Consider the following 26,572-nt stretch of genomic DNA (forward strand, 5'->3'; position numbering starts at 1 on the left):
AGACGATGAAAGTATTAGTGATTGGTAACGGCGGGCGCGAGCATGCGCTGGCCTGGAAAGCGGCGCAGTCGCCGCAGGTTGAAACTGTCTTTGTGGCACCGGGCAACGCAGGTACGGCGCTGGAGCCAGCCCTGCAAAACGTCGCTATCGGCGTGACCGATATCCCGGCGCTGCTGAGCTTTGCCCAGAATGAGAAGATTGACCTGACCATCGTCGGTCCGGAAGCGCCGCTGGTCATTGGCGTGGTTGACGCGTTCCGTGCTGCGGGCCTGAAAATCTTCGGCCCAACCGAAGGCGCCGCACAGCTGGAAGGGTCGAAAGCGTTCACCAAGGATTTCCTGGCACGCCATCAGATCCCAACGGCGGAATACCAGAACTTTACCGAGATTGAGCCAGCTCTGGCTTATCTACGTGAGAAAGGCGCGCCTATCGTCATCAAAGCTGACGGTCTGGCGGCGGGTAAAGGCGTTATCGTCGCGATGACGCTGAGCGAGGCCGAAGCGGCCGTTCACGATATGCTGGCGGGTAACGCCTTTGGCGACGCGGGTCACCGCATTGTCATTGAGGAGTTCCTCGACGGTGAAGAAGCCAGCTTTATCGTGATGGTTGACGGCGAGCACGTGCTGCCGATGGCCACCAGCCAGGATCACAAACGCGTGGGTGATAAAGACACCGGGCCTAATACCGGTGGGATGGGCGCTTACTCCCCTGCCCCGGTGGTAACGGATGAAGTCCACCAGCGCACCATGGAACGCATCATCTGGCCAACCGTGAAAGGCATGGCGGCGGAAGGCAACACCTACACCGGTTTCCTGTATGCTGGTCTGATGATCGATAAACAGGGCAATCCGAAGGTTATTGAGTTCAACTGCCGCTTTGGCGACCCGGAAACCCAGCCAATCATGCTGCGCATGAAGTCCGATCTGGTTGAGCTATGCCTGGCCGCCTGCGAAGGCAAGCTGGACGAGAAGACCTCCGAGTGGGACGAGCGTGCTTCTCTGGGCGTTGTCATGGCTGCGGGCGGTTATCCGGGCGACTACCGCACGGGTGACGTGATCCACGGCCTGCCGCTGGAAGAAGTCGCGAACGGTAAGGTGTTCCACGCCGGGACTAAACTCGCCGATGACGATCGGGTACTGACCAGCGGTGGGCGCGTGCTGTGCGCCACTGCGCTGGGCCATACCGTCGCCGAAGCGCAGAAACGCGCTTACGCGCTGATGAATCATATCCACTGGGACGGCAGCTTCAGCCGTAACGATATCGGCTGGCGCGCCATCGAACGAGAGCAGAACTAGCGCGACAGTTTTGCCAGCAGCGTTTTGCGCGTAATCCCTAACTGACGGGCGGCTTCGGTTTTGTTGCCGCCCGTTTTCTCCAGCGCCGCCAGAATCACCTCTTTCTCAACATCCACCAGCGGTTGGATCTCGCGATCATCGTCGACATTCACCTGCGTCGTCGCAATGGCCAGCGGCAGTTCTCGCTCAGAGATGTATTCCCCCGTTAGCAAAACCACCGCGCGCTCAATGGCGTTTTCCAGTTCACGGATATTCCCGGGCCAGTCATAGTGAATCAACAGATCCATCGCCTGCGGGGTAAATCCCTTCACCGCTTTACGGTTTCGCTCAGCAAATCGCCGACGAAAATGTTCGGCCAGTAGTGGAATATCTTCCCGACGCTGGCGCAAAAGCGGCATCTCAATCGTCACCACATTCAGACGATAATAGAGATCCTGACGAAAACGCCCGGCACTGACTTCCGCCGCCAAATCACGGTGAGTCGCCGCAATCAGCCTGACATCAACAGAAATCGTCTGATTACTCCCGACCCGCTGCACCTCACGCTCCTGAATAACCCGCAGCAGACGAACCTGCATCATCGGCGAGATATCGCCAATTTCGTCGAGAAACAGCGTGCCGCCGTCGGCTTCCACAAAACGCCCTTCGCGCCGTTTATCTGCTCCTGTGAAGGCGCCTTTTTCATGCCCAAATAGCTCAGACTCCAGCAGCGACTCATTCAGCGCCGCGCAGTTAAGCGTTATCAATGGTTTTTCGCAGCGTGCACTGCTGGCATGGAGCGCCCTGACCACCAACTCTTTACCGGTTCCCGAGTCGCCATGAATCAATACCGTGGCATCGGAGGGCGCAACCATCGCAATTTCAGTGAGCAAATGCTGCATCGCCGGGCTTTCGCCGATCATGCCGAACTGAGCGGCAGAGGCTGAAGGTGATTCAACGGCGATGTTTCGCGTATGTGCCAGCGCTTTCTCGATCGTGTCCTGTAAGCTGTCGAAATCCAGCGGTTTAATTAAGTAATCCAGCGCGCCTGCTTTAAGTGCTTCTACCGCAGTTTCTACGCTGGAGTAAGCCGTCATAATCAAAATGGGAATCGCCGGATTCAGCGCTTTGATCTCTTTGAGCGTTTCGATGCCGTCCATCTCTGCCATACGCACATCGCATAACACCAGATCGAAAACATGTTCGCGTACCTGCGCTATGGCCTCGCGCCCACCGTAAGCCAGCGCCACGTCATAACCCCATCCACGAAGCAACGCCTGTAAAATCGTGCAATGGCTGATGTCGTCATCCACGACCAGAATATCGATTTTTACGCGTGTCATCCTTGTCTGTCCTGTTCTCTCGCTTTCATCGGTAGATAAAGAGTAAAGACGGCGCCTTTACCTGGAACGCTTGTCGCCTGAATGGTTCCGCCATGCTGCTCAACGATGTTCTGTACCACCGCTAATCCAAGCCCGGTACCGTCGGCTTTGGTCGTAAAGTAAGGCGTAAATATCGCATCCAGGTCTTCTGCCGCAATCCCTTTTCCACTGTCGGTGACCACAATTTTAACGCGATCGCCTCCGCATTCGCCCACCTCGACCGTAATGACGCCCTGATGACCAATAGCATGAATCGCGTTCAGATAGAGGTTCAGTAATACCTGCGTTAGCCGGTCAGGATCGGCCTGAATAGCAGGCAGCGACACATTGGCGGTAAACTGCAGCTGAATCGCCCTGCTCCGCGCATCCTGGCTGACCAGCTGTAACGAGTGGGTGATGATGTCATTGAGATCCACCGACTGCAGTGTCAGATGCGTGGGCCTCACCAGTTCTAGCAGTTCGCTCACCACCCGATTTAGCCGATCGGCCTCTTTTGCCATCACCTGCGCCAACTCATAGGATTCGCCACCCGCAGGTGAGCGCTCGGCAAAATACTTCGCCAGCCCTTTGATGGAAGAGAGCGGGTTGCGAATTTCATGCGCCACCCCCGCCGCCAGATGCCCGAGCGCCACCAGCTTCTCTTTGCGTTTCATCTCGTCCTGCAACAGCTGACGAGAACGCAAGTAGCGACGATATAAGAAATAAGAGAGCATTGTTGCCAGCAATACACCTGCCAGCGCAGAAAGAACAATTACCGTATTGCGCCACTCTCTTGCCTGAGTCGCGACCAGATCGCTGGCGTCGAACGCAATAAAAATGGTCTGCGGTGCAGATGCCGCTTGCCCGCCACTCTCCTCACAACGTGGCTGACTACGCATGCCATGCCGTTTTGACGCAAACATGGGCTGGAACTGACGATAAATTTCCAGCGCCGGTGTGGGTTCTCCGCCATTCTGATGAATGGCGATCGGCCGCGAGCTTTCCTCATCGCCGGGATTTAACTGGCGCATTTCGTCCGCAGAGTAGAGTGATTTTCCGACGCGGCCAGGGTCGCTGTGGGTCACGATAATGCCCTGCGCATCGGTGATGGCAAACCACAGCACGCCCGGTTGTCCGGCCATTTCCTCCAGCAGGGTCTGCTGCTGAGCATGGTGCATACGCATTCCCATCCCCACCCGAGAGCCAGATTCCAGCGCACGGATCAGCACGCTGCCTTTTTCCAGCAGCGTTTGTCGCGCAGCATCACTCTCACGTCCGTAATCCCGTAGGGTCATGACGGAAAAAAAACCAACCAGGACGAGAATAGCCGCAGGAAGAACGCCGCTCAGCCATCTCGCCACCGTATCCTTATGTTGCCGCATATCACGCATACGCTCTCTCTATTGCCAGATCCACTCCTTGTTCCAGCAGAAATCATGCCACTTTTCGCTCCCTGTAACCCTGTCTTTCGACACAAACTGCTGATGCCACTGAGTAAAAATGACCCGCATCGAAAAACCGGCGAGTCATTTTTACTCGCGTTAACCGCTCAACGGCTCACATTTCTCCCGCAGACTGGGGATGTCTCACCTGGCATGAAAGATGCAAAAGGGAAGGAAGTTAATCAACAAGAGGACAAAATATGAAACGGAATAACACGACTGGTCTGGCGCTGATCGCACTCTCCCTGATGGTTCTGGGCTCCAGCCCAGCCATAGCCCGAAATCACTGGGGGAATGGCGACGGTGAGATGTGGCAACAAAATGTCAGCGCGCTCACAGCGGAACAGCAAACCGCCGCCCAGAAAATCGATAATGATTACGACTCACAGACCCGTTCGTTACGTCAGCAATTAACGTCCAAACAGTATGAGTACAATGCGTTATTAACCGCCAGCTCACCCGATAGCGCGAAAATTAGCGCCGTGGCGAAAGAGATGACCTCTTTGCGTCAGTCGCTGAATGATCAACAGGTGAAACGCGATATTGCGATGGTGGAGGCAGGCGTGCCGCGTGGTACAGGAATGGGTTGCGGCGGTGGTGGATATCATCGGGGTGGCGGCCATATGGGGATAGGCCACTGGTAAACCCCGATGTATCAGAAACTTTTCTCTTTTGGCTGCCAGCGACAGAAGTCTTCATTCGCCACCAGTAGCAACTGAGAACCTGCAGGCGCCTCCAGCCATGCCACGCTCACCTCAACCGACGAGCGGCTCTGGCGGCGCTCAATATGGCTGATTGCCCACGCGTCTAAATCGGGCTTCAGCGTTTCGCCTTCGCAGGTGGTGATGGTCTGATTGGCGTGCCAGCGTCCCTGGCGTAAAACCACCCGCCCCTGACGCAACGCGTCGCTGGTCTGGCGGATTTGATCGGCGCGATAGCGGTATAACGCAATTTGATCGCTGGAAAGCTGCTGTTTTTGCCCGCCAACCTCACGCTGCATAAAGCTCAGTTCACCACGATCGTCGAAACGGGTGCGGATATGCTCTGCCGGTTTGCCGTAAACGTTGAATTCAATCAGAGAGAGCGTATCGCCCTGCCAGCGATATTCAGCCGTGGTCGTCTCGCCGCCACGCCATGGGCTAAAGACGGAAAGCAGATGGACATCACCACCGGAATCTTTACGCCAGATACGCACCGCCCCCTGATCGTCCGCGTAACCGCTGGCCGTAAAGGGGGGAAGCGCAGAGTTATGACTGCACGCGGTCAGCAATAGCGCGCCTGCCAGCGTCAGCGTACGACGCCAGACAGACAAAAGGGGCGAACCCGCCCCTTCGCTAAAACTGTTCACTGCCACGCGAATTACTTAACTGCGTCTTTCAGTGCTTTGCCAGAAACAAATGCCGGCACGTTAGCTGCGGCGATTTTGATTTCTTTACCGGTCTGCGGGTTGCGGCCAGTGCGCTCAGCGCGGTGGTTCACTTTGAAGGTACCGAAACCAACCAGTTGTACAGCATCGCCTTCTTTCAGAGACTCAGTAATAGCAGCCAGAGTGGATTCCAGAGCAGCTTTAGCCTGGGTTTTGGACAGTTCTGCTTTGTCTGCAATTACATCAATCAGTTGAGTCTTGTTCATAAGTTATCCTTACAATGTGTTTATCGCTTGCTAAGCATCGAGTGCGACGAAAATGCCAGAAAAGCACTCTCCTGCATACACGCACCGATAGCCACTTTTTTTCGCCCCCCAAATGTAGACCAGACGGGGGGCGGAAGGGAAGCCTTCAGGCATGACAAATCAGGCGTTAAATCACGTTTTCTGGTCTCATTGCTGAAAATTTATACCGATGTTGCTCTCGCCGGACTCGCGCAGGTCTGCGCGTAACCCTTTTATCAGCTCAATATCGCGTTCTTCGCAATCGGCCAAAAGTCGGAATATTTCCCACTGAATGTCCCATTCTTGCTCAACCGCAGGGTTCTCTTTGAGCTCCTCATCGGTCATTTCTCGCCCGGCCTGGGTCATTTCCAGCATGGCAACGGTGGTAATAGACGTCTTACTGACTTCAATTGCGTGTTCCAGCGTTTCGCCGCTCAGACGCGAGTGCATCAATTCACTTAATGCCACGCAGGCATCAATCGCGGGATAAACGCCGTACAGATCGTAATCATCTGCCGACGGAATGGCCTCTTCAAACTTTTCCAGCTGGCTGTCGAAATTGATTTTCGCATCTTTGACCGTCAGCACTTCCCAAATCAAATCCAGAATTCGGCGGTAAATCTGCCCATCGCCAAATTCAGTCTGCTGACAGAACATGGCGTAGTTGGGGTACATGCGTTCGCACAAACAGGCCATAAAAGTGACATGTTGCCAGCTTTCCAGCTTCTCAAGGCGCAGATGAATCGGGTTTTGTAACATGATGAGATCTCGAAAACGATAATTAGCGGAAGTGTACCTGAATCAAGGCTGAATTTCTTGCCAACGCGCAAATGCCGGACGGTCCGACGCCACAGCGTCTGCCCAACGCGTAGGCTCAGGTAAGCGATACCCTTTCGTACAGCGTTGTACCCATGCCAGGGCGCTGTCCAGCCCAACCCGATGCCCGGTAGAAACAAACAGCGGATTGCAGCGCGCTTTGCTACGCCAGACCCATGCCAGTTGCTCGCCCTTATCCATTAACGGCGCCAGAGCACCGGGTTCGGCAGAGAGAGGGTCAAATTTGCCGCACAGCCGTTTTTTCGCCACGCCGATGGTCGGCACATCCACCAGCAGCCCAAAATGGCTGGCAACGCCGAGGCGACGCGGATGAGAAATACCGTGACCATCGACAAACACTAAATCAGGCTTTTGCGAGAGTTGTTCCCACGCGGCCAGCAGCGCGGGATATTCACGAAAGGAGAGAAAACCAGGAATATACGGCATGGTGGTGGCGATACGCGCCACCTTGTACTCCACCAGTTCAAGCGAAGGATACTTCAACAGCACCATTGCGGCTCGCGTCACTTCACCGCCCTGCTCAAACCCAACATCAGCGCCTGCGATCAGATCCGGGGGATCGTTATCCAGACGATCTTCGCGGGAAACCGATGCAGCCAGTTCACATTGTTGAGCGCGTAGCGACGCGAGATCCATGCCGATCCCTTACTGGTGATACTGCGCTGAAATCCGGTGTACTGCCTCCACAAAGGTGCCAGCATGTTCTGGCGGCACATCCTGGTGAATGCCGTGCCCGAGGTTAAAGACGTGGCCTTCACCCTGGCCGAATCCCGCCAGAATCGTCGCGACTTCTTCTTCAATACGCGCCGCAGGGGCATACAGCATGGAGGGGTCCATATTCCCCTGCAGCGCCACTTTGTGTCCTATGCGACGACGCGCATCGGCAATGTCTGTGGTCCAGTCGAGCCCCAGCGCATCACAGCCCGTTTCCGCCATCGCTTCCAGCCATTGGCCGCCGCCTTTGGTAAACAGCGTGACCGGCACACGACGCCCTTCATTCTCACGCAGGAGACCATCGACAATTTTATGCATGTAATAAAGTGAGAACTGCTGATAATCGCGCCCGGTCAGCACGCCGCCCCAGGTATCGAAAATCATCACCGACTGCGCGCCCGCTTTGATCTGCGCATTGAGATACAGCGTGACGCTTTTCGCCAGTTTATCGAGCAGTAAATGGAGCGCTTGCGGGTCTGCATACATCATCTTTTTAATGACGGTAAAGGCTTTGCTGCTACCGCCTTCCACCATGTATGTCGCCAGCGTCCATGGACTGCCGGAAAAACCAATCAACGGGACTTCGCCTTTCAGTTCGCGACGAATAGTACGTACCGCATTCATCACGTAGCCCAGTTCATCTTCGGGATCAGGGATTGGCAGTTTATCGACGTCGGCTTTGCAGGTCACCGGCGCGGTAAAGCGCGGGCCTTCTCCGGCTTCAAAGTAAAGCCCCAGGCCCATCGCATCCGGAATGGTCAGGATGTCCGAAAAGAGGATCGCCGCATCAAGCGGGTAACGGCGCAGCGGCTGGAGGGTGACTTCGCACGCCAGCTCGGCATTTTTGCACAGTGACATAAAATCGCCCGCTTGTGCACGGGTGGCTTTATACTCCGGGAGATAACGGCCTGCCTGCCGCATCATCCATACAGGGGTGATATCAACGGGCTGGCGCAGCAGCGCACGCAGGTAACGATCGTTTTTCAGTTCGGTCATTTTTACATTCCTTTAGCGTTATGCGCCCAGTGTATCATGTCACTCGTACTCTGCCCGACACATTGCCACCGTATCTTCGATCAACCGACGTGCGACAGTGCCCGGCGGCGGCAGTAACGGAAGATCGTCATAACGGTACCAACCCGCGTCCAGTAACTCCTTCGGATCGATCACAATCTCCCCGCTGTCGTACTCCGCCATAAACGCCGTCATGAGCGACATCGGGAAGGGCCACGGCTGAGACGTGACATAGCGCAGGTTCTTCACTTTAATACGGCTTTCTTCCATGACTTCACGCGCCACCGCTTGTTCCAGGGTTTCCCCCACTTCAACAAATCCGGCCAGCACCGTATGCACACCATTGCGATGGCGGGTATGTTGGGCGAGCAAAAGGGTGTCATCCCGGCGAATAGCCACAATAATACAAGGGGCTATTTGAGGGTAATAGCGTTCGCGGCAATGGCTGCACAACATGGCCCATTCGGTTTTACTCGGGTACATCGAATGACCGCAGTAGCCACAGAATTTATGCGAACGGTAAAACTCCGCCAGTTGCACGCCGCGCCCGGCCAGTTGAAACAGGCCGACATCCTGATCGATAACCTGCCGTACGGATCCCATATCATGGCGGCGATGCTGCTGTACCAACCAGACGGGTTCGCCTTCCCACTCCCCGATCTGGAGTGCGCGCTGCCCCGTCAGATCAAAACTTGCCGCTTCGCCATGTGGCAGCTCTCCGCGAGGTAGCCATATTTTTTGCTCATGACTGACAATCCACCAGCCGCTGTCTAATTTTTCAATTATACGATCCATATCTCTTGCGCTACCTTTGCTTCACAGGCATGTTGTTTACATTATTTTTACATTTTTGAGTGAGCAGTTTTTTGAATCTAAACTTGCGGAGTCAATCATGTTAAACCAGCTGGATAACCTGACAGAACACGTCAGAGGAAGTAATAAACTGGTTGATCGCTGGCTACATGTACGTAAGCATCTGCTCGTGGCTTACTACAATCTGGTTGGCATTAAGCCTGGCAAAGAATCGTATATGCGCTTAAACGAAAAAGCGCTGGATGATTTTTGTCAAAGCCTGGTCGATTACCTTTCCGCCGGACACTTCAGTATTTATGAACGTATTCTCCATAAATTGGAAGGTAACGGGCAGCTTTTAAACGCAACGAAAATCTGGCCATTGCTGGAAGCCAATACCCAATGCATTATGGATTACTACGACTCCAGCCTGGAAATGGCCATCGATCATGATAACTACCTTGAATTTCAAAAGGTTTTATCAGATATCGGCGAAGCGCTGGAATCCCGATTTATCCTTGAAGATAAGCTAATTATGCTGGTCTTTGACGCGATGCACGACAGCGCCAGGGATAAACGTCCTGCTTGAGTTCGACGCTATTAACGCGTAACTTACTTTTATCGCCCCCTTTAGCGGGGGTTATTTCTTGTCGGAGTGCCCAGTGTGAAAGCACGGGCTGAGACCGTTAATTCGGGATCCGCGGAACCTGATCAGGTTAAAACCTGCGAAGGGAACAAGAGTCAATCTGCTATTGCATCGCCATTGCGGCGATCGTCTCTCTTGCTTCATCCGTCGTCTGACAAGCCATGTCCTTACTTTTTTGGAATGAGCTATGTCTGCAACAAAATTAACCCGTCGCCAGCAACGCGAACACGCCCAACACTTCATCAATACGCTGGAAGGCACCGCCTTTCCGAACTCCAGACGGATCTATATCACCGGCTCGCAGTCGGATATCCGCATCCCAATGCGCGAAATCCAGCTTAGTCCGACGTTAACCGGCGGCACAAAAGACCATCCACAATACGAAGAAAACGAAGCCATTCCGGTGTATGACACCTCGGGCCCGTATGGCGATCCTGATATCGCGATTAATGTTGAACAGGGTCTGGCAAAACTGCGTCAACCGTGGATTGACGCCCGCGCCGATAGCGAAGCACTGACCGACCGCAGCTCTGCCTATACCAAAGAGCGTCTGGCCGATGACGGCCTCGATGAACTGCGTTTTAGCGGCCTGTTAACGCCGAAACGTGCCAAAACCGGAAAATGCGTCACGCAATTGCATTATGCGCGCCAGGGTATCGTCACGCCGGAGATGGAGTTCATCGCTATCCGTGAAAACATGGGGCGCGAGCGCATTCGCAGTGAGGTGTTACGCCACCAGCATCCAGGCGAAGGCTTTGGCGCACGCCTGCCGGAAAACATCACCCCGGAGTTTGTCCGTGATGAAGTGGCCGCCGGACGCGCGATTATTCCTGCGAACATTAACCATCCGGAATCTGAGCCGATGATTATCGGCCGCAACTTCCTGGTCAAAGTAAACGCCAATATCGGCAATTCGGCGGTCACGTCTTCCATCGAAGAAGAAGTCGAAAAACTGGTCTGGTCCACCCGCTGGGGGGCAGATACGGTGATGGACCTTTCAACGGGCCGCTATATCCACGAAACCCGCGAGTGGATCCTGCGTAACAGCCCGGTGCCGATCGGTACTGTGCCGATCTACCAGGCGCTGGAGAAGGTCAACGGGATCGCCGAGGATCTGACCTGGAAAGCCTTCCGCGATACGCTGCTGGAACAGGCGGAACAGGGGGTGGATTACTTCACCATCCACGCAGGCGTGCTGCTGCGCTACGTGCCGATGACCGCTAAACGGCTGACCGGGATTGTCTCGCGCGGCGGTTCGATTATGGCGAAATGGTGCCTGTCCCATCATCAGGAAAACTTCCTCTACGAGCACTTCCGCGAGATTTGCGAAATCTGCGCCGCCTACGACGTTGCGCTCTCTCTCGGCGATGGCCTGCGTCCTGGCTCAATTCAGGATGCCAACGACGAAGCGCAGTTTGCCGAACTGCACACCCTCGGTGAACTGACCAAAACCGCCTGGGAATATGACGTGCAGGTGATGATCGAAGGCCCAGGGCATGTCCCGATGCAGATGATCCGCCGCAACATGACCGAGGAACTGGAGCACTGTCATGAAGCGCCGTTCTACACCTTAGGCCCATTGACCACTGATATCGCACCGGGTTATGACCATTTCACTTCCGGGATTGGCGCGGCGATGATTGGCTGGTTTGGCTGCGCGATGCTCTGCTACGTCACCCCGAAAGAGCACCTCGGCCTGCCAAACAAAGAAGACGTGAAACAGGGGCTGATTACCTACAAAATCGCCGCGCACGCCGCCGACCTGGCAAAGGGCCATCCGGGCGCACAAATCCGCGATAACGCCATGTCGAAAGCGCGTTTTGAATTCCGTTGGGAAGACCAGTTTAATCTGGCCCTCGACCCGTTCACCGCCCGCGCGTACCACGATGAAACGCTGCCGCAGGAATCGGGCAAAGTCGCCCACTTCTGCTCAATGTGTGGGCCGAAGTTCTGCTCGATGAAAATCAGCCAGGAAGTTCGCGACTACGCCGCCGCACAAACCATTGAAGTGGGCATGGCAGACATGTCGGAGAACTTCCGTGCCAAAGGCGATGAAATCTATCTGAAGCGGGAGGAAGCCTGATGTACCAGCCTGATTTCCCAACTGTCCCTTTCCGTCTCGGACTTTATCCGGTGGTGGACAGCGTACTCTGGATTGAACGCCTGCTGGAGGCGGGCGTGCGCACGATTCAACTGCGGATTAAAGATAAGCGCGATGAAGACGTCGAAGCGGACGTTATCGCCGCGATTACGCTGGGGCGTCGTTTTGACGCCCGGTTGTTCATCAACGACTACTGGCGACTGGCGATCAAGCACAACGCGTACGGTGTCCATCTGGGTCAGGAAGATCTCGAAACCACCGATCTGAAGGCGATTCAGGCGGCAGGGCTGCGCCTTGGCGTCTCGACCCATGATGATATGGAAATTGACGTGGCGCTGGCCGCGCGTCCTTCGTATATCGCGCTGGGGCATGTCTTCCCAACACAAACCAAACAGATGCCCTCCGCCCCGCAAGGGCTGGAACAGCTGGCACGCCATATTGAACGTCTGGCTGATTATCCTGCCGTCGCCATCGGCGGGATTAGCCTTGAGCGCGCGCCTGCGGTACTGGCTACCGGTGTCGGCAGTATTGCCGTCGTCAGCGCGATTACGCAGGCAGCAGACTGGCGTGCTGCCACCGCGCAGTTGCTGGAGATCGCAGGAGCTGGCGATGAATGATCGTGACTTTATGCGCTACAGCCGCCAGATCATGCTTGGCGATATCGCGATTGAAGGGCAGCAAAAGCTGCTCGCAAGCCACGCGCTGGTCATCGGTTTAGGCGGATTAGGCTCGCCCGCCGCGCTCTATCTTGCGGGTGCGGGCATCGGCACGTTGGTTCTGGCTGACGATGACGATGTGCATCTGAGCAACCTGCAACGGCAAATCCTCTTCACCACCGATGATATCGCCCGCCCAAAATCGCACGTCACGAAGCAGAGGCTGGCGCGCCTCAACCCGGATATTGAACTGGTGGCGTTACAGCAACGGCTCACCGGCGATGCGCTTCGACACGCGGTAGCAAATGCTGATGTGGTGCTGGATTGTACCGATAACATGGCCACCCGCCAGCAGATCAACGCCGCCTGCGTCGCGCTCAATACTCCACTGATTACCGCCAGCGCCGTTGGTTTTGGCGGTCAATTGATGGTTCTGACACCCCCCTGGGAGCAGGGTTGTTATCGCTGCCTGTGGCCGGACGACGAAGAACCGGAACGCAACTGCCGTACCGCAGGCATCGTTGGGCCAGTGGTCGGCGTGATGGGCACATTGCAGGCGCTGGAGGCCATTAAACTCCTGAACGGCATGGAAACGCTCACGGGTAAACTGCGTCTGTTTGACGCCAAAACCAGCCAGTGGCGCAGCCTGGCGTTACGACGCGCCAGCGGCTGCCCGGTATGCGGAGGGCAACATGCAGATTCAGTTTAATGATCAGCCGATGCAGTGCGCCGGGGGAATGTCTGTTACCGACCTGCTGAATCAGCTCGACCAACTCAAGCCTGGTGCCGCGCTGGCGCTGAATCAACAGATCCTGCCGCGCGAACAGTGGGAACAGCAAATCGTGCAGGACGGTGATCAGATCCTGCTTTTTCAGGTTATTGCCGGGGGCTGATATGTTACGTATTGCAGATAAAACGTTCGACTCACATCTGTTCACGGGGACCGGGAAATTCGCCTCTTCATCCTTAATGGCAGAGGCGATTCGTGCCTCCGGCAGCGAGCTTGTGACGCTGGCGATGAAGCGCGTTGACTTGCGTCAGCACAACGACGCTATTCTGGCACCGCTCATCGAAGCGGGCGTCACGCTGTTGCCCAATACCTCTGGCGCCAAAACGGCGGAAGAGGCCATCTTTGCCGCGCAATTAGCGCGGGAAGCGCTGGGCACTCACTGGCTGAAACTGGAAATTCACCCCGACGCGCGCTGGTTGCTACCAGACCCGATAGAAACACTGAAAGCCGCCGAGGCGCTGGTCAAGCAAGGTTTTGTGGTGTTGCCCTACTGCGGGGCCGACCCGGTGCTGTGCAAACGTCTTGAAGAGGTCGGCTGTGCCGCCGTGATGCCACTCGGTGCGCCGATTGGTTCAAATCAGGGGCTGGAAACCCGCGCCATGCTGGAGATTATTATCCAGCAGTCAACCGTGCCGGTCGTCGTCGATGCGGGGATCGGTGTCCCTAGCCACGCCACACAGGCCCTGGAATTGGGTGCCGACGCCGTGCTGGTGAACACGGCGATTGCGGTGGCTGACGATCCGGTGATGATGGCGAAGGCCTTCCGTTTGGCGGTGGAAGCGGGCATTCTGGCGCGTCAGGCCGTACCGGGAAGACGTAGCGCACATGCTCACCCCACCAGCCCGTTAACCGGATTCCTGGAGACATCGGCATGAAGACGTTCACCGACCGCTGGCGCGAGTTGGACTGGGACGATATCCACCTGCGCATCAACAGCAAAACGGCTGCTGACGTCGAACGGGCGTTGAACGCCACGCAACTGAGTCGCGATGACATGATGGCGCTGCTCTCTCCTGCTGCAAGTGCGTACCTGGAGCCGCTGGCACAACGGGCGCAACGCCTCACCCGCCAGCGGTTTGGCAATACGGTCAGTTTTTACGTCCCGCTCTATCTTTCCAACCTTTGTGCCAATGACTGCACCTATTGCGGCTTTTCGATGAGCAATCGCATCAAGCGCAAAACGCTGGATGACAATGAGATTTCCCGTGAATGTGAAGCCATTCGTGCCCTGGGATTTGAGCACCTGCTGCTGGTAACCGGAGAGCATCAGGCGAAAGTAGGCATGGACTACTTTCGCCGCCATCTGCCGGCCATCCGCCGCCAGTTCGCCTCTTTACAGATGGAAGTACAACCGCTGTCAGAGGCAGAGTACGCCGAGCTCAAAACCCTGGGACTGGATGGCGTAATGGTCTATCAGGAAACCTACCATCAGGCGATGTACGCACAGCACCATCTAAAAGGGAAAAAGCAGGACTTCTTCTGGCGGCTGGAAACGCCAGACAGGCTGGGTCGTGCGGGGATCGATAAAATCGGGCTGGGTTCGCTGATTGGTCTGTCTGACAGTTGGCGGGTTGATTGTTATATGGTGGCTGAGCATCTGCTCTGGATGCAGAAACAGTACTGGCAGAGCCGCTACTCAATCTCTTTCCCGCGTCTGCGTCCGTGCACGGGAGGGATTGAGCCCGCGTCCATCATGGATGAGCGTCAACTGGTACAAACCATCTGCGCATTTCGCCTGCTTGCTCCGGAGATCGAACTGTCGCTCTCTACGCGTGAATCGCCGTGGTTTCGCGATCACGTTATCCCCCTGGCGATTAACAATGTCAGCGCGTTTTCGAAGACACAACCTGGCGGTTATGCTGATGATCACCCTGAACTGGAGCAGTTTTCCCCGTACGACGCCCGGCGTCCTGAAGATGTTGCCGGGGCGCTGGCAGCGCAAGGATTACAGCCGGTCTGGAAAGACTGGGACAGCTACCTGGGGCGTGCCTCGCAAGCGCGGTGAATCAGATTGTAATCGGCTGAATAGTTTACGAGACAATACGTAATGTGAAAAACGGGAGATAGCGTTCAGACTCCCGTTTTTTTATGTTGTCGATGTCAGCAACGGAAGCTGACCAGGGCGGAATTTTTCTTCCTCATTTTCGCCCTGCCCTCAAACCGCTGTGTAGCACAAAATTCTCTTTACGCCATAAGCAGAGACAATCTTATTTGTTATTAAGATAAATCATCTTTAGCTATATCCCCACAGTTATAATTGCATACATTCTGTCCTGATGTGCGGAACTCTGTTGTCGGCTTTACTCACCTTTTCAGGACTTACACCTTCAGGGATGACTCACAGCCAATGGCACGTCACAATAGAAAACTTTCCTTCACGACCCCCATGTTAGTGAGTTTCGGGGGGATTTTGCTCAGTTTCATTCTGATCGCAATTTTCATCACCTTCACGCAGCGAAAAGATTTCCTGGAGGATTACCACAACATTAACCGCAACTTCACGCATAACCTTGCGGTTAACTATACGGAGACGTTGCTGCGCGAAAACGACTATATCCTCGCGCGTGCGGCAACCTTTTTTTCTCGTGAGGACAAGCTCAATGAAACGGTGAATATCAACCCAGAGGAAGGTCTGAGGTTGCTAATGCAGTTACAGACGCTGATGCCAACCGTCTCTTCCATTTCGCTGGCGGATACCGAGGGCAATTACCTGCGAGCCCCGGAAGTGTTAACCGATGAAAATAGCAAAGCATTTGATGCAAAAACGCGTCCATGGTTTGTACACCAGGCAAAAGCCAGTACATTCAGCCACTATACAAATCCTCACATGGACTACTTCACCCATTACCCAACGGTGGCCATCTACAAGCCGGTCATTTCGCCCGAAGGCAAACTGAAAGGCAGTGTCGCGTTTCACCTTGATCTCACGTCAATGAGTTATACCCTGCGTCAGATGGTTGCCCCTGTTCAGGGTGAATTTTTTGTCGCTGACCGTGATGGGAAAGTTGTGTTGCATCCGGATACTGGCGCGTTATTTAAACAGTATGTCAGTGAAAAGATGATGGACAAGATGACCAGTGGTGAAGGGTATGTTTTAGATTCAGAAAGTAATGTCTGGTACTACTATTACTCTTTTACGAATCCAGACTGGTTTGTCGTTTACCGGGTCTCTGACACCATGCTGATGGATCTCACTCGCCACGAAACCAATATTGTGTCCTGGGGATTCGCGCTGGCAGCCATGATGGTCGTGCTGTTTGGGCTTTATCTGCGGCATACCTCCCGAACGGTATTGATGAACATCATCAACGCCATCAAGACAGGGGATGTGAATCGGGCGCCCCGACTGGAAGCCATGCTCAGTAAGGCCATCGAGTTAAATAAAGAGCGTGAGATGGCCTATGTCCGCCAGGCGACGATTGACGCACTGACTGGCTGCAAAAACCGTCGCGCGTTCGACAGTGACATTGCCGTGCTGATGAACGATCACCAACCCTTCACCCTGGCGCTGGTGGACATTGATAATTTTAAATCTATCAACGACACCTGGGGACATCTGAGCGGCGACATTGTTCTGCGTAACGTAGCCCGCGAAGGCATTCAGGTGATGCAGCCCCGTTCTGTTTCGCTTTACCGTTATGGCGGTGAAGAATTTGCCGTTCTCTTTGCAGGCGATCATGCTAAAGAAGCTTTTACGTTGCTTGAACAATGGCGCACGATCGTCGAGCAGAGAACCTGGCGCGAAGAGAATCTGGTCGTCACCTTCAGCGCGGGTATGAAAGAGTGGAATATGGAATCGCTGGAGCAGTTAATCATCAGTGCCGATGAAGCGCTCTATCGCGCCAAACAACAGGGGAAAAACCGTATCCTGCCAATTCCTCATCTGTAAATATTCTCAAGCACCAGGCCCGTCACGACGGGCCTTTTTGATGCGTCCTGCCTTACCGTAACCGGTTTCATTTTTTATGGCGTATCTTTGTGATGCTTTACACACATTCACTTTAAGACAGTTGTCCTCTCCCCTGTCAGGGACTAAAGATGAATGACCAGGGAAATTGTGAGAGCCCATTATGAAGAATATCGTTTTATGCTGTGCTGCCGGAATGTCCACCAGTATGTTGGTACAACGAATGAAAGACGCTGCGCAAAAAAAAGGCGTTGAGGTCAATATCAAGGCTGTTCCTGTTGCTGAATTCAAAGAGAATATTGCCGCGGCGGATATTGTCCTGCTTGGTCCACAGGTGAAGTATGAGCAGGCGAAGCTTCAGGCGCTTGCCGACCCATTAGGGAAGAAAGTCGCGGTGATCGATATGATGGATTACGGCATGATGAAAGGTGATGTCGTGCTGGAGAAAGCCCTCAAGCTTATGGAGTAAGGACATGGAAGAGTTAGAAACTATCATCATGGAGCTACTGGTGAATGCAGGCGCCGCGCGCAGCCAGGCGCTGACAGCACTACAACTGGCACGTAAAGGCGATTTTGCGGGCGCAGAGCAGGCAATGGAAGAGTCACGCGATTACGTCAAACTGGCGCATAAAATCCAGACGCAGCTTATCGGTATTGACGAAGGTACGGGCAAATTACCGGTGAATCTCATCACCGTTCACTCCCAGGACCATTTGATGAACGCCATGGTGATTCAGGATCTGGCGGGAGATATGATCGAACTTTATCGTCGATTGCCGCCGGTAAATTAATACGCATCATGTTTTGCCGGATGGCGTCACAAGCGACTTATCCGGCCTACAAACGGCATGCCCGAGGGCAAAAAAAAACCCGCCGAAGCGGGTTTTTTATTATGGTCATCAACGATTAATCGTTGTCAGACCCACCCAGGCCTGCGTTCAGCAGCTCTGCCAGGCTGGCAGTCGCATCTTCAGCAGTCACCTGCGGCGCTGCAGGCATTTCGCCAGCGGCACGGCGGCGCATACGATCCTGGTGGTACGCATAACCGGTACCCGCCGGGATCAGACGACCCACGATGACGTTCTCTTTCAGACCGCGCAGTTCGTCGCGTTTGCCCGCCACAGCTGCTTCGGTCAGGACACGCGTGGTCTCCTGGAACGATGCTGCAGAGATGAAGGACTCGGTTGCCAGAGACGCTTTGGTGATACCCAGCAGGTCGCGGGAATACGTTGCCGCAACTTTGCCGTTCGCTTCCAGATCGCGGTTAGCGATCTTGACGCGGGAGTATTCAACCTGCTCGCCTTCCAGGAAGTCGGAGCTACCTGCACTTTCGATGGTCGCTTTACGCAGCATCTGACGAACGATAACTTCAATGTGTTTATCGTTAATCTTAACGCCTTGCAGACGGTATACGTCCTGTACTTCGTTGGTGATGTAACGCGTTACCGCGTGTACGCCACGAAGACGCAGGATGTCATGCGGTGCTTCCGGACCGTCGGAAACCACATCACCACGTTCTACACGTTCACCTTCGAACACGTTGAGCTGACGCCATTTCGGAATCATCTCCTCGTACGGATCGCTGCCGTCTAACGGAGTGATCACCAGACGACGCTTCCCTTTGGTTTCTTTACCGAAGGAAATGATACCGCTGATTTCCGCCAGGATTGCCGGCTCTTTCGGACGACGTGCTTCGAACAAGTCCGCAACGCGCGGCAGACCACCGGTGATGTCCTTGGTACCGCCGGATTCCTGCGGTACACGCGCCAGGGTGTCACCAGAACTGATCTGTACGCCATCTTCCAGCTGAACAATCGCTTTACCCGGCAGGAAGTACTGAGCAGGCATATCGGTGCCTGGGATCAGAACGTCGTTGCCCTGAGCATCAACAATTTTCAGTGCCGGACGCAGGTCTTTACCACCCGCAGTACGCTCTGCAGAATCCAGAACCACCAGAGAAGACAGACCGGTCAGCTCGTCGGTCTGACGAGTAATGGTCTGGCCGTCGATCATGTCAGTGAAGCGGATGAAACCACTCACTTCGGTGATAACCGGCATGGTGTGCGGATCCCAGTTTGCAACGGTTTCGCCGCCGGCAACCTGTTCGCCATCACCTTTCGCCATAACAGAGCCGTAAGGCACTTTATAGCTTTCTTTGGTACGGCCGAATTCGTCGATCAGTTTCAGTTCGGTGTTACGGGAGGTGATAACCAGTTTACCACTGGAGTTCACAACCGACTTCGCGTTGCTCAGACGGATGCTACCTTTATTTTTCACCTGGATGCTGGATTCAGCAGCCGCACGAGATGCCGCACCACCAATGTGGAACGTACGCATCGTCAGCTGTGTACCCGGCTCACCGATGGACTGTGCCGCGATAACGCCGATGGCTTCACCTTTGTTGATGATGTGGCCACGCGCCAGGTCACGACCATAGCAGTGCGCACATACACCAAAGTCGGTGTCACAAGATACAACGGAACGTACCTTGACGGAGTCAACAGAGTTCGCTTCCAGCAGGTCACACCACTGTTCGTGCAGCAGCGTGTTGCGTGGAACCAGAATGTCTGCCGTACCCGGCTTCAGCACGTCTTCTGCAGTCACACGACCCAGAACGCGATCGCGCAGCGGCTCTTTAACGTCACCACCCTCGATAACCGGGGTCATGGTGATGCCTTCCAGCGTGCCACAATCGTCTTCGGTCACAACCAGATCCTGCGCGACGTCAACCAGACGACGAGTCAGATAACCGGAGTTCGCTGTTTTCAGTGCGGTATCCGCCAGACCTTTACGCGCACCGTGCGTGGAGATGAAGTACTGGAGTACGTTCAGACCTTCACGGAAGTTCGCGGTGATTGGCGTTTCGATGATGGAGCCATCTGGCTTCGCCATCAGACCACGCATACCAGCCAGCTGACGAATCTGTGCTGCAGAACCACGCGCACCGGAGTCGGCCATCATGTAGATGCTGTTGAAAGACACCTGCTGCTCTTCTACGCCGTCACGGTTAATAACGGTTTCAGTTTGCAGGTTGTCCATCATCGCTTTGGATACACGATCGTTCGCCGCAGCCCAGATATCGATAACTTTGTTATAGCGTTCGCCCGCGGTTACCAGACCAGACTGGAACTGCTCCTGGATCTCAGCAACTTCAGCTTCCGCTTCAGAGATGATCTCGTGTTTCTTCTCTGGGATGACCATGTCATCAATACCAACAGATGCACCTGAACGCGCTGCATAAGCAAAGCCGGTGTACATGGTCTGGTCAGCGAAGATAACGGTCGGCTTCAGGCCCAGAATGCGGTAACAGGTGTTCAGCATTTTGGAGATAGCTTTCTTACCCAGCGCCTGGTTGACGATGGAGAAAGGCAGACCTTTCGGTACGATCATCCACAGAATGGCACGGCCAACGGTCGTGTCTTTAATGCTGGTAACCGCGACGAATTCGCCGTTTTCATCTTTTTCGTATTCAGTGATACGCACTTTAACGCGCGCATGCAGAGAGGCCAGGCCAGCGCGATAAATACGCTCAGCTTCTTTCGGGCCAGTCAGCACCATGCCTTCGCCTTTGGCGTTAACACAGTCACGGGTCATGTAGTACAGACCCAATACAACGTCCTGAGACGGAACGATGATAGGTTCGCCGTTCGCAGGTGACAGGATGTTGTTGGTAGACATCATCAGCGCACGCGCTTCGAGCTGGGCTTCCAGCGTCAGCGGTACGTGAACAGCCATCTGGTCACCATCGAAGTCGGCGTTATATGCCGCACAAACCAGCGGGTGCAGCTGGATAGCTTTACCTTCGATCAGTACCGGTTCAAATGCCTGGATACCCAGACGGTGCAGTGTTGGTGCACGGTTCAGCAGTACCGGGTGTTCGCGGATAACTTCGTCCAGGATATCCCAAACGACAGCTTCTTCACGCTCAACCATTTTCTTAGCGGCTTTGATGGTGGTGGCGAGGCCACGCAGTTCCAGCTTGCCGTAGATGAACGGTTTGAACAGTTCCAGTGCCATTTTCTTCGGCAGACCGCACTGATGCAGACGCAGGTATGGACCTACGGTGATAACAGAACGACCGGAGTAGTCAACACGCTTACCGAGCAGGTTCTGACGGAAACGACCCTGTTTACCTTTGATCATGTCGGCCAAAGATTTCAGAGGACGTTTGTTAGAACCGGTGATCGCACGACCGCGACGACCGTTATCCAGCAGGGCGTCAACCGCTTCCTGCAGCATACGTTTTTCGTTACGTACGATGATGTCCGGCGCAGCCAGATCCAACAGACGTTTCAGACGGTTGTTACGGTTGATAACGCGACGATACAGATCGTTCAGATCCGACGTTGCGAAACGACCACCATCCAGCGGAACCAGCGGACGCAGATCTGGCGGCAGAACCGGCAGAACGGTCAGGATCATCCACTCCGGCTTGTTGCCAGACTGAACGAACGCTTCCAGCAGTTTGATACGCTTGGTCAGCTTCTTACGCTTGGTTTCAGAGTTGGTTTCGTTCAGCTCTTCACGCAGAGTTTCACACTCTTGCTCCAGATCCATGCTCTTCAGCAGGGCCTGAATAGCTTCCGCACCCATCTTCGCGTCGAATTCGTCACCGAACTCTTCCAGCGCATCCAGATACTGTTCTTCAGTCAGGATCTGCTGGCGTTCCAGGTTAGTCATACCGCCTTCGATAACCACATAGGATTCGAAGTACAGTACGCGTTCGATATCGCGCAGCGGCATATCGAGCAGCAGGCCGATACGGGACGGCAGAGATTTCAGGAACCAGATGTGCGCAGTTGGAGACGCCAGTTCGATGTGGCCCATACGCTCACGGCGTACTTTAGTCTGGGTCACTTCAACGCCGCACTTCTCACAGATCACACCACGGTGTTTCAGGCGCTTGTACTTACCGCACAGGCACTCGTAGTCTTTTACTGGCCCAAAGATACGGGCGCAGAAAAGGCCGTCACGCTCAGGCTTGAACGTACGGTAGTTAATGGTTTCCGGCTTCTTAACTTCACCAAAAGACCATGAACGGATCATGTCTGGCGAGGCCAGAGCAATTTTGATCGCATCAAACTCTTCGGTTTTAGTTTGCGCTTTCAGAAACTTTAATAAGTCTTTCACGGATTTGCTCCCGTCGGAGTTAGCACAATCTGGTGCTGGCTGTTACGCCAGCACCAGTGACCTGTTTGAGCGAGAGTTACTCGTCTTCCAGCTCGATGTTGATACCCAGCGAACGAATCTCTTTCAACAGTACGTTGAAGGATTCTGGCATGCCCGGCTCCATCTGATGGTTGCCGTCCACGATGTTCTTATACATCTTGGTACGACCGTTCACGTCATCAGACTTAACGGTGAGCATTTCCTGCAGGGTGTATGCCGCGCCATATGCTTCCAGCGCCCACACTTCCATCTCCCCGAAGCGCTGACCACCGAACTGCGCCTTACCACCCAGCGGCTGCTGAGTAACCAGGCTGTAAGAACCGGTAGAACGCGCATGCATCTTGTCATCAACCAGGTGGTTCAGTTTCAGCATGTACATGTAGCCAACGGTAACCTGGCGCTCGAATTGCTCACCGGTACGACCGTCGAACAGTGTGATCTGACCGGAAGTCGGCAGGCCACCCAGCTGTAACAGTTCCTTGATTTCAGACTCTTTCGCACCGTCGAAGACCGGCGTTGCGATCGGCATACCTTTTTTCAGGTTTTCAGCCAGACGCAGAACTTCATCATCGCTGAAGGTGTTCAGGTCAACTTTCTGACGAACGTCAGAGCCCAGATCGTACGCACGCTGGATGAACTCGCGCAGTTTCGCGACTTCTTGCTGCTGTTTCAGCATGGCGTTGATCTTATCGCCAATGCCTTTCGCAGCCATACCCAGGTGGGTTTCCAGAATCTGACCGATGTTCATACGAGACGGTACGCCCAGCGGGTTCAGTACGATGTCTACCGGCGTGCCGTTTTCATCGTAAGGCATATCTTCGATCGGGTTGATCTTAGAAATAACACCCTTGTTACCGTGACGACCCGCCATCTTATCACCAGGTTGGATCCGACGTTTAACCGCCAGATAAACCTTAACAATCTTCAGCACGCCCGGTGCCAGATCGTCGCCCTGAGTGATTTTGCGGCGTTTCGCTTCGAGTTTCTTCTCGAACTCGTGCTTCAGCTCGTCGTACTGTTCAGCCAGCTGTTCCAGCTGATTTTGTTTCTCTTCGTCGGTCAGGCCGAGTTCCAGCCAGCGATCGCGAGGCAGTTTGTCGAGCTTCTCAGCTTCAACGCCACCGGCAACCAGCACCGCATAGATACGGCTAAAGAGGCCAGCTTCGAGAATCTGCAGTTCTTCAGACAGGTCTTTCTTCGCCTGCTTCAGCTGCATTTCTTCGATTTCCAGCGCACGTTTGTCTTTTTCTACGCCATCGCGAGTAAAGACCTGAACGTCGATAATCGTACCGGAAACACCGTTTGGTACGCGCAGAGAAGAGTCTTTAACGTCAGACGCTTTCTCACCGAAGATCGCACGCAGCAGTTTCTCTTCCGGGGTCAGCTGAGTTTCACCTTTCGGCGTTACTTTACCTACCAGAATGTCGCCACCGGTCACTTCTGCGCCAATATAAACGATACCGGATTCATCCAGTTTGGAGAGCGCAGCTTCACCCACGTTCGGGATGTCAGCGGTGATCTCTTCTGGCCCCAGCTTGGTGTCACGGGACACACATGCCAGTTCCTGAATGTGGATAGTGGTGAAACGGTCTTCCTGAACAACACGCTCGGAAACGAGGATGGAGTCTTCGAAGTTGTAACCGTTCCATGGCATGAACGCCACGCGCATGTTCTGACCGAGCGCCAGTTCACCGAGGTCAGTGGACGGGCCGTCTGCCAGCACATCACCACGTTCAACCGGCTCACCCAGAGACACACACGGCATCTGGTTGATACAGGTGTTCTGGTTAGAACGGGTGTATTTGGTCAGGTTATAGATGTCGATACCTGCTTCGCCCGGGTACATCTCGTCTTCGTTAACTTTGATAACGATACGGGAAGCATCCACGTACTGAACGGTACCGCCACGTTTAGCCACCGCAGTAACACCGGAGTCAACGGCAACAGCACGTTCCATACCGGTACCAACCAGCGGCTTATCAGCGCGCAGAGTCGGAACCGCCTGACGTTGCATGTTCGCACCCATCAATGCACGGTTGGCGTCATCGTGTTCCAGGAACGGGATCAGGGACGCACCGACGGATACCACCTGTTGAGTGGATACGTCCATGTAGTCAACCTGGTCGCGGCTGAACAAGCTGGATTCGCCTTTGCTACGGCAGGTAACCAGATCTTCTACAAAGTGCCCTTCGTCATCCAGGTTGGAGTTCGCCTGAGCGATAACGAAGTTGCCTTCTTCAATAGCAGACAGGTAATGAATTTCGTCAGTCACCACGCCATCAACAACACGACGGTACGGCGTCTCAAGGAAGCCATATTCGTTAGTCTGTGCATACACGGACAGGGAGTTGATCAGACCGATGTTCGGACCTTCAGGCGTTTCGATTGGACATACGCGACCGTAGTGAGTCGGGTGTACGTCTCGAACTTCAAAGCCTGCGCGTTCACGGGTCAGACCGCCTGGGCCGAGTGCGGAGATACGACGTTTGTGCGTAATCTCAGACAGCGGGTTGTTCTGGTCCATAAACTGAGACAGCTGGCTGGAACCGAAGAACTCTTTCACTGCGGCAGAAATCGGTTTGGCGTTGATCATATCCTGAGGCATCAGGGTATCCAGATCGCCCAGAGACAGACGCTCTTTCACCGCACGCTCTACACGTACCAGGCCAACGCGGAACTGGTTTTCCGCCATTTCGCCGACGGAACGGATACGACGGTTGCCGAGGTGGTCGATATCATCGACTTCGCCTTTACCGTTACGGATATCGATGAGCTTCTTCATCACTTCAATGATGTCGTCTTTGCTCAGGATACCGGAACCTTCGATTTCGTCGCGCAGCAGAGAACGGTTGAACTTCATACGACCAACCGCAGACAGGTCATAGCGGTCTTCGGAGAAGAACAGATTCTCAAACAGGCTTTCAGCCGCTTCACGAGTCGGCGGTTCACCCGGGCGCATCATGCGGTAGATTTCTACCAGCGCGCTCAGACGATCGTTAGTTGGGTCGACGCGTACAGTCTCAGAGATGTACGGACCGTGGTCCAGATCGTTGGTGAACAGCGTTTCGATACGTTTGTGGCCGGACTGGCTCAGCTTAGCCAGCAGATCCAGGCTCAGCTCCATGTTCGCGGCGCAGATCAGCTCGCCAGTAGATTCGTCAACGTAATCTTTAGACGCCACTTTGCCAGCAATGTACTCAACCGGAACTTCGATATGTTTGATATCGTCTTTTTCCAGTTGGCGAATGTGGCGCGCAGTAATGCGGCGGCCTTTTTCGACGTACACTTTGCCGTTAGCTTCGATGTCAAAAGATGCGGTTTCGCCACGCAGGCGTTCCGGCACCAGTTCCATCTGCAGCTTGTTGTCACGAATTTCGAAAACAACTTTCTCAAAGAACAGGTCAAGGATCTGCTCAGTGGTGTAGTTCAGCGCACGCAGAATAATGGTCGCAGGCAGTTTGCGGCGACGGTCGATACGTACGAACAGGTTGTCCTTCGGATCGAATTCGAAGTCCAGCCAGGAACCACGGTAAGGGATGATACGCGCGTTATACAGTACTTTACCCGAAGAGTGGGTTTTACCTTTGTCGGAGTCAAAGAAGACGCCCGGACTACGGTGCAACTGAGAAACGATAACACGCTCAGTACCGTTGATTACAAAGGTACCGTTGTCAGTCATGAGCGGAATTTCACCCATGTAGACTTCTTGTTCTTTAATGTCTTTTACGGTGCCTTCCGGCGCTTCGCGCTCGTAGATCACCAGACGTAGTTTGACGCGCAGCGGTGCGGAATAGGTCACGCCACGGATCTGACATTCCTGAACGTCAAACACCGGTTCGCCAAGGCGGTAGCTGACGTATTGCAGCTCGGAATTACCGCTGTAGCTCTGAATCGGGAACACGGAACGGAAGGCTGCTTCCAGACCATACTGCCCTTCAGGATCTTGCTCGATAAACTTCTGAAACGAGTCAAGCTGGATAGAAAGGAGATAAGGTATGTCCAGAACTTGTGGACGTTTACCAAAATCCTTACGAATACGTTTTTTCTCGGTATAGGAGTAAACCATAGGGTTCCTCAGCTCGCTGACAAGTCGACCCATCTGTCCGACGAAGGGACAGTTTGTGCAACACTATTTTGTTGATCGGAAAATTGAATACTTTCCGCAATGCCTGTTGCTATCACGCTTAAACCATTTCGTTGCGATTTACACAGAGCGAGC

The 26,572-nt window shown here is 54.3% G+C and carries 22 protein-coding genes and 1 riboswitch; of the genes, 12 read left to right on the top strand and 10 right to left on the bottom strand.

All coding sequences use genetic code 11. From position 1 onward, the window contains the following. Positions 1 to 5: 5 nt before the first annotated feature. Positions 6 to 1,295: a phosphoribosylamine--glycine ligase gene (gene purD / locus P2W74_RS21715; protein WP_276293193.1), complete on the top strand. Its 1,290-nt coding sequence runs from the start codon at positions 6 to 8 to the stop codon at positions 1,293 to 1,295. Here purD and zraR read toward each other — a convergent pair. Next, on the bottom strand, positions 1,292 to 2,617 hold the full coding sequence (zraR, locus tag P2W74_RS21720) for a sigma-54-dependent response regulator transcription factor ZraR (RefSeq protein WP_276293194.1): 1,326 nt from the start codon (positions 2,615 to 2,617) through the stop codon (positions 1,292 to 1,294). The two genes, purD and zraR, sit on opposite strands and share 4 nt — an antisense overlap. Next, positions 2,614 to 4,026, bottom strand: a complete 1,413-nt coding sequence (gene zraS, locus P2W74_RS21725; protein WP_276293195.1) for a two-component system sensor histidine kinase ZraS — start codon at positions 4,024 to 4,026, stop codon at positions 2,614 to 2,616. Before zraS ends, zraR begins: the two co-directional genes overlap by 4 nt. 251 nt (positions 4,027 to 4,277) lie before the next feature. On the opposite strand from zraS, the gene zraP reads away from it, so the two are divergent. Next, positions 4,278 to 4,721: a zinc resistance sensor/chaperone ZraP gene (gene zraP / locus P2W74_RS21730; RefSeq protein WP_276293196.1), complete on the top strand. Its 444-nt coding sequence runs from the start codon at positions 4,278 to 4,280 to the stop codon at positions 4,719 to 4,721. 11 nt (positions 4,722 to 4,732) lie between these two features. Here zraP and P2W74_RS21735 read toward each other — a convergent pair whose 3' ends face one another. From P2W74_RS21735 to nudC, 6 genes are all read right to left on the bottom strand, one after another. After that, positions 4,733 to 5,425, bottom strand: coding sequence for a DUF1481 domain-containing protein (locus tag P2W74_RS21735; RefSeq protein ID WP_276295253.1), 693 nt, complete (start codon positions 5,423 to 5,425; stop codon positions 4,733 to 4,735). An 11-nt stretch (positions 5,426 to 5,436) separates the two neighbouring features. Beyond that, positions 5,437 to 5,709 (bottom strand): nucleoid-associated protein HU-alpha, encoded by a 273-nt coding sequence (gene hupA, locus P2W74_RS21740; protein WP_001044509.1) that lies wholly within the window; start codon positions 5,707 to 5,709, stop codon positions 5,437 to 5,439. Positions 5,710 to 5,895: 186 nt separating this feature from the next. After that, positions 5,896 to 6,486 carry a YjaG family protein gene (locus tag P2W74_RS21745; protein WP_192613819.1) on the bottom strand — a complete coding sequence of 197 codons (591 nt, stop codon included), beginning with the start codon at positions 6,484 to 6,486 and terminating at the stop codon, positions 5,896 to 5,898. A gap of 42 nt (positions 6,487 to 6,528) precedes the next feature. Next, a complete protein-coding gene (gene nfi / locus P2W74_RS21750; protein ID WP_276293197.1) occupies positions 6,529 to 7,200 on the bottom strand; it encodes a deoxyribonuclease V in 672 nt (223 codons plus the stop codon). A gap of 9 nt (positions 7,201 to 7,209) precedes the next feature. Next, entirely contained in the window at positions 7,210 to 8,274 is a 1,065-nt protein-coding gene (hemE, locus tag P2W74_RS21755; RefSeq protein WP_276293198.1) for a uroporphyrinogen decarboxylase, read from the bottom strand. Positions 8,275 to 8,313: 39 nt separating this feature from the next. Next, entirely contained in the window at positions 8,314 to 9,087 is a 774-nt protein-coding gene (gene nudC / locus P2W74_RS21760; protein WP_276293199.1) for an NAD(+) diphosphatase, read from the bottom strand. Between the two features lie 97 nt (positions 9,088 to 9,184). Between nudC and rsd the strand changes: the two genes are divergently transcribed. The 10 genes from rsd to P2W74_RS21810 all read left to right on the top strand — a co-directional run bounded on the left by rsd (position 9,185) and on the right by P2W74_RS21810 (position 17,975). Beyond that, positions 9,185 to 9,673: a sigma D regulator gene (gene rsd, locus P2W74_RS21765; RefSeq protein WP_276293200.1), complete on the top strand. Its 489-nt coding sequence runs from the start codon at positions 9,185 to 9,187 to the stop codon at positions 9,671 to 9,673. A 52-nt stretch (positions 9,674 to 9,725) separates the two neighbouring features. After that, positions 9,726 to 9,835: riboswitch (TPP riboswitch) on the top strand. Positions 9,836 to 9,917: 82 nt separating this feature from the next. After that, a complete protein-coding gene (gene thiC / locus P2W74_RS21770; protein ID WP_276293201.1) occupies positions 9,918 to 11,813 on the top strand; it encodes a phosphomethylpyrimidine synthase ThiC in 1,896 nt (631 codons plus the stop codon). After that, the gene (gene thiE / locus P2W74_RS21775) at positions 11,813 to 12,448 is read left to right on the top strand and encodes a thiamine phosphate synthase (protein ID WP_276293202.1); all 636 of its coding nucleotides are present in this window, start codon (positions 11,813 to 11,815) and stop codon (positions 12,446 to 12,448) included. Before thiC ends, thiE begins: the two co-directional genes overlap by 1 nt. Further along, on the top strand, positions 12,441 to 13,196 hold the full coding sequence (thiF, locus tag P2W74_RS21780; RefSeq protein ID WP_276293203.1) for a thiazole biosynthesis adenylyltransferase ThiF: 756 nt from the start codon (positions 12,441 to 12,443) through the stop codon (positions 13,194 to 13,196). Before thiE ends, thiF begins: the two co-directional genes overlap by 8 nt. Then, complete coding sequence (gene thiS, locus P2W74_RS21785) at positions 13,180 to 13,380, top strand: sulfur carrier protein ThiS (RefSeq protein ID WP_276293204.1); 201 nt, start codon at positions 13,180 to 13,182, stop codon at positions 13,378 to 13,380. Before thiF ends, thiS begins: the two co-directional genes overlap by 17 nt. A 1-nt stretch (position 13,381) precedes the next feature. Next, on the top strand, positions 13,382 to 14,152 hold the full coding sequence (thiG, locus tag P2W74_RS21790) for a thiazole synthase (protein WP_276293205.1): 771 nt from the start codon (positions 13,382 to 13,384) through the stop codon (positions 14,150 to 14,152). Further along, complete coding sequence (gene thiH / locus P2W74_RS21795; protein ID WP_276293206.1) at positions 14,149 to 15,282, top strand: 2-iminoacetate synthase ThiH; 1,134 nt, start codon at positions 14,149 to 14,151, stop codon at positions 15,280 to 15,282. Before thiG ends, thiH begins: the two co-directional genes overlap by 4 nt. Positions 15,283 to 15,624: 342 nt before the next feature. Continuing rightward, a complete protein-coding gene (locus P2W74_RS21800; RefSeq protein ID WP_276293207.1) occupies positions 15,625 to 17,166 on the top strand; it encodes a sensor domain-containing diguanylate cyclase in 1,542 nt (513 codons plus the stop codon). Between the two features lie 181 nt (positions 17,167 to 17,347). Beyond that, positions 17,348 to 17,653, top strand: coding sequence for a PTS sugar transporter subunit IIB (locus P2W74_RS21805; protein WP_271445733.1), 306 nt, complete (start codon positions 17,348 to 17,350; stop codon positions 17,651 to 17,653). 4 nt (positions 17,654 to 17,657) lie between these two features. Beyond that, positions 17,658 to 17,975, top strand: a complete 318-nt coding sequence (locus P2W74_RS21810; protein WP_061075636.1) for a PTS lactose/cellobiose transporter subunit IIA — start codon at positions 17,658 to 17,660, stop codon at positions 17,973 to 17,975. 115 nt (positions 17,976 to 18,090) lie between these two features. Here the strand turns inward: P2W74_RS21810 and rpoC are convergent, their stop codons facing one another. After that, positions 18,091 to 22,314, bottom strand: coding sequence for a DNA-directed RNA polymerase subunit beta' (rpoC, locus tag P2W74_RS21815; protein ID WP_276293208.1), 4,224 nt, complete (start codon positions 22,312 to 22,314; stop codon positions 18,091 to 18,093). A 76-nt stretch (positions 22,315 to 22,390) separates the two neighbouring features. Next, positions 22,391 to 26,419 carry a DNA-directed RNA polymerase subunit beta gene (gene rpoB, locus P2W74_RS21820; protein ID WP_203359346.1) on the bottom strand — a complete coding sequence of 1,343 codons (4,029 nt, stop codon included), beginning with the start codon at positions 26,417 to 26,419 and terminating at the stop codon, positions 22,391 to 22,393. Between the last annotated feature and the right edge of the window lie 153 nt (positions 26,420 to 26,572).

The sequence above is a fragment of the Citrobacter enshiensis genome (genome assembly GCF_029338175.1).
Lineage (GTDB): Bacteria > Pseudomonadota > Gammaproteobacteria > Enterobacterales > Enterobacteriaceae > Citrobacter_D > Citrobacter_D enshiensis.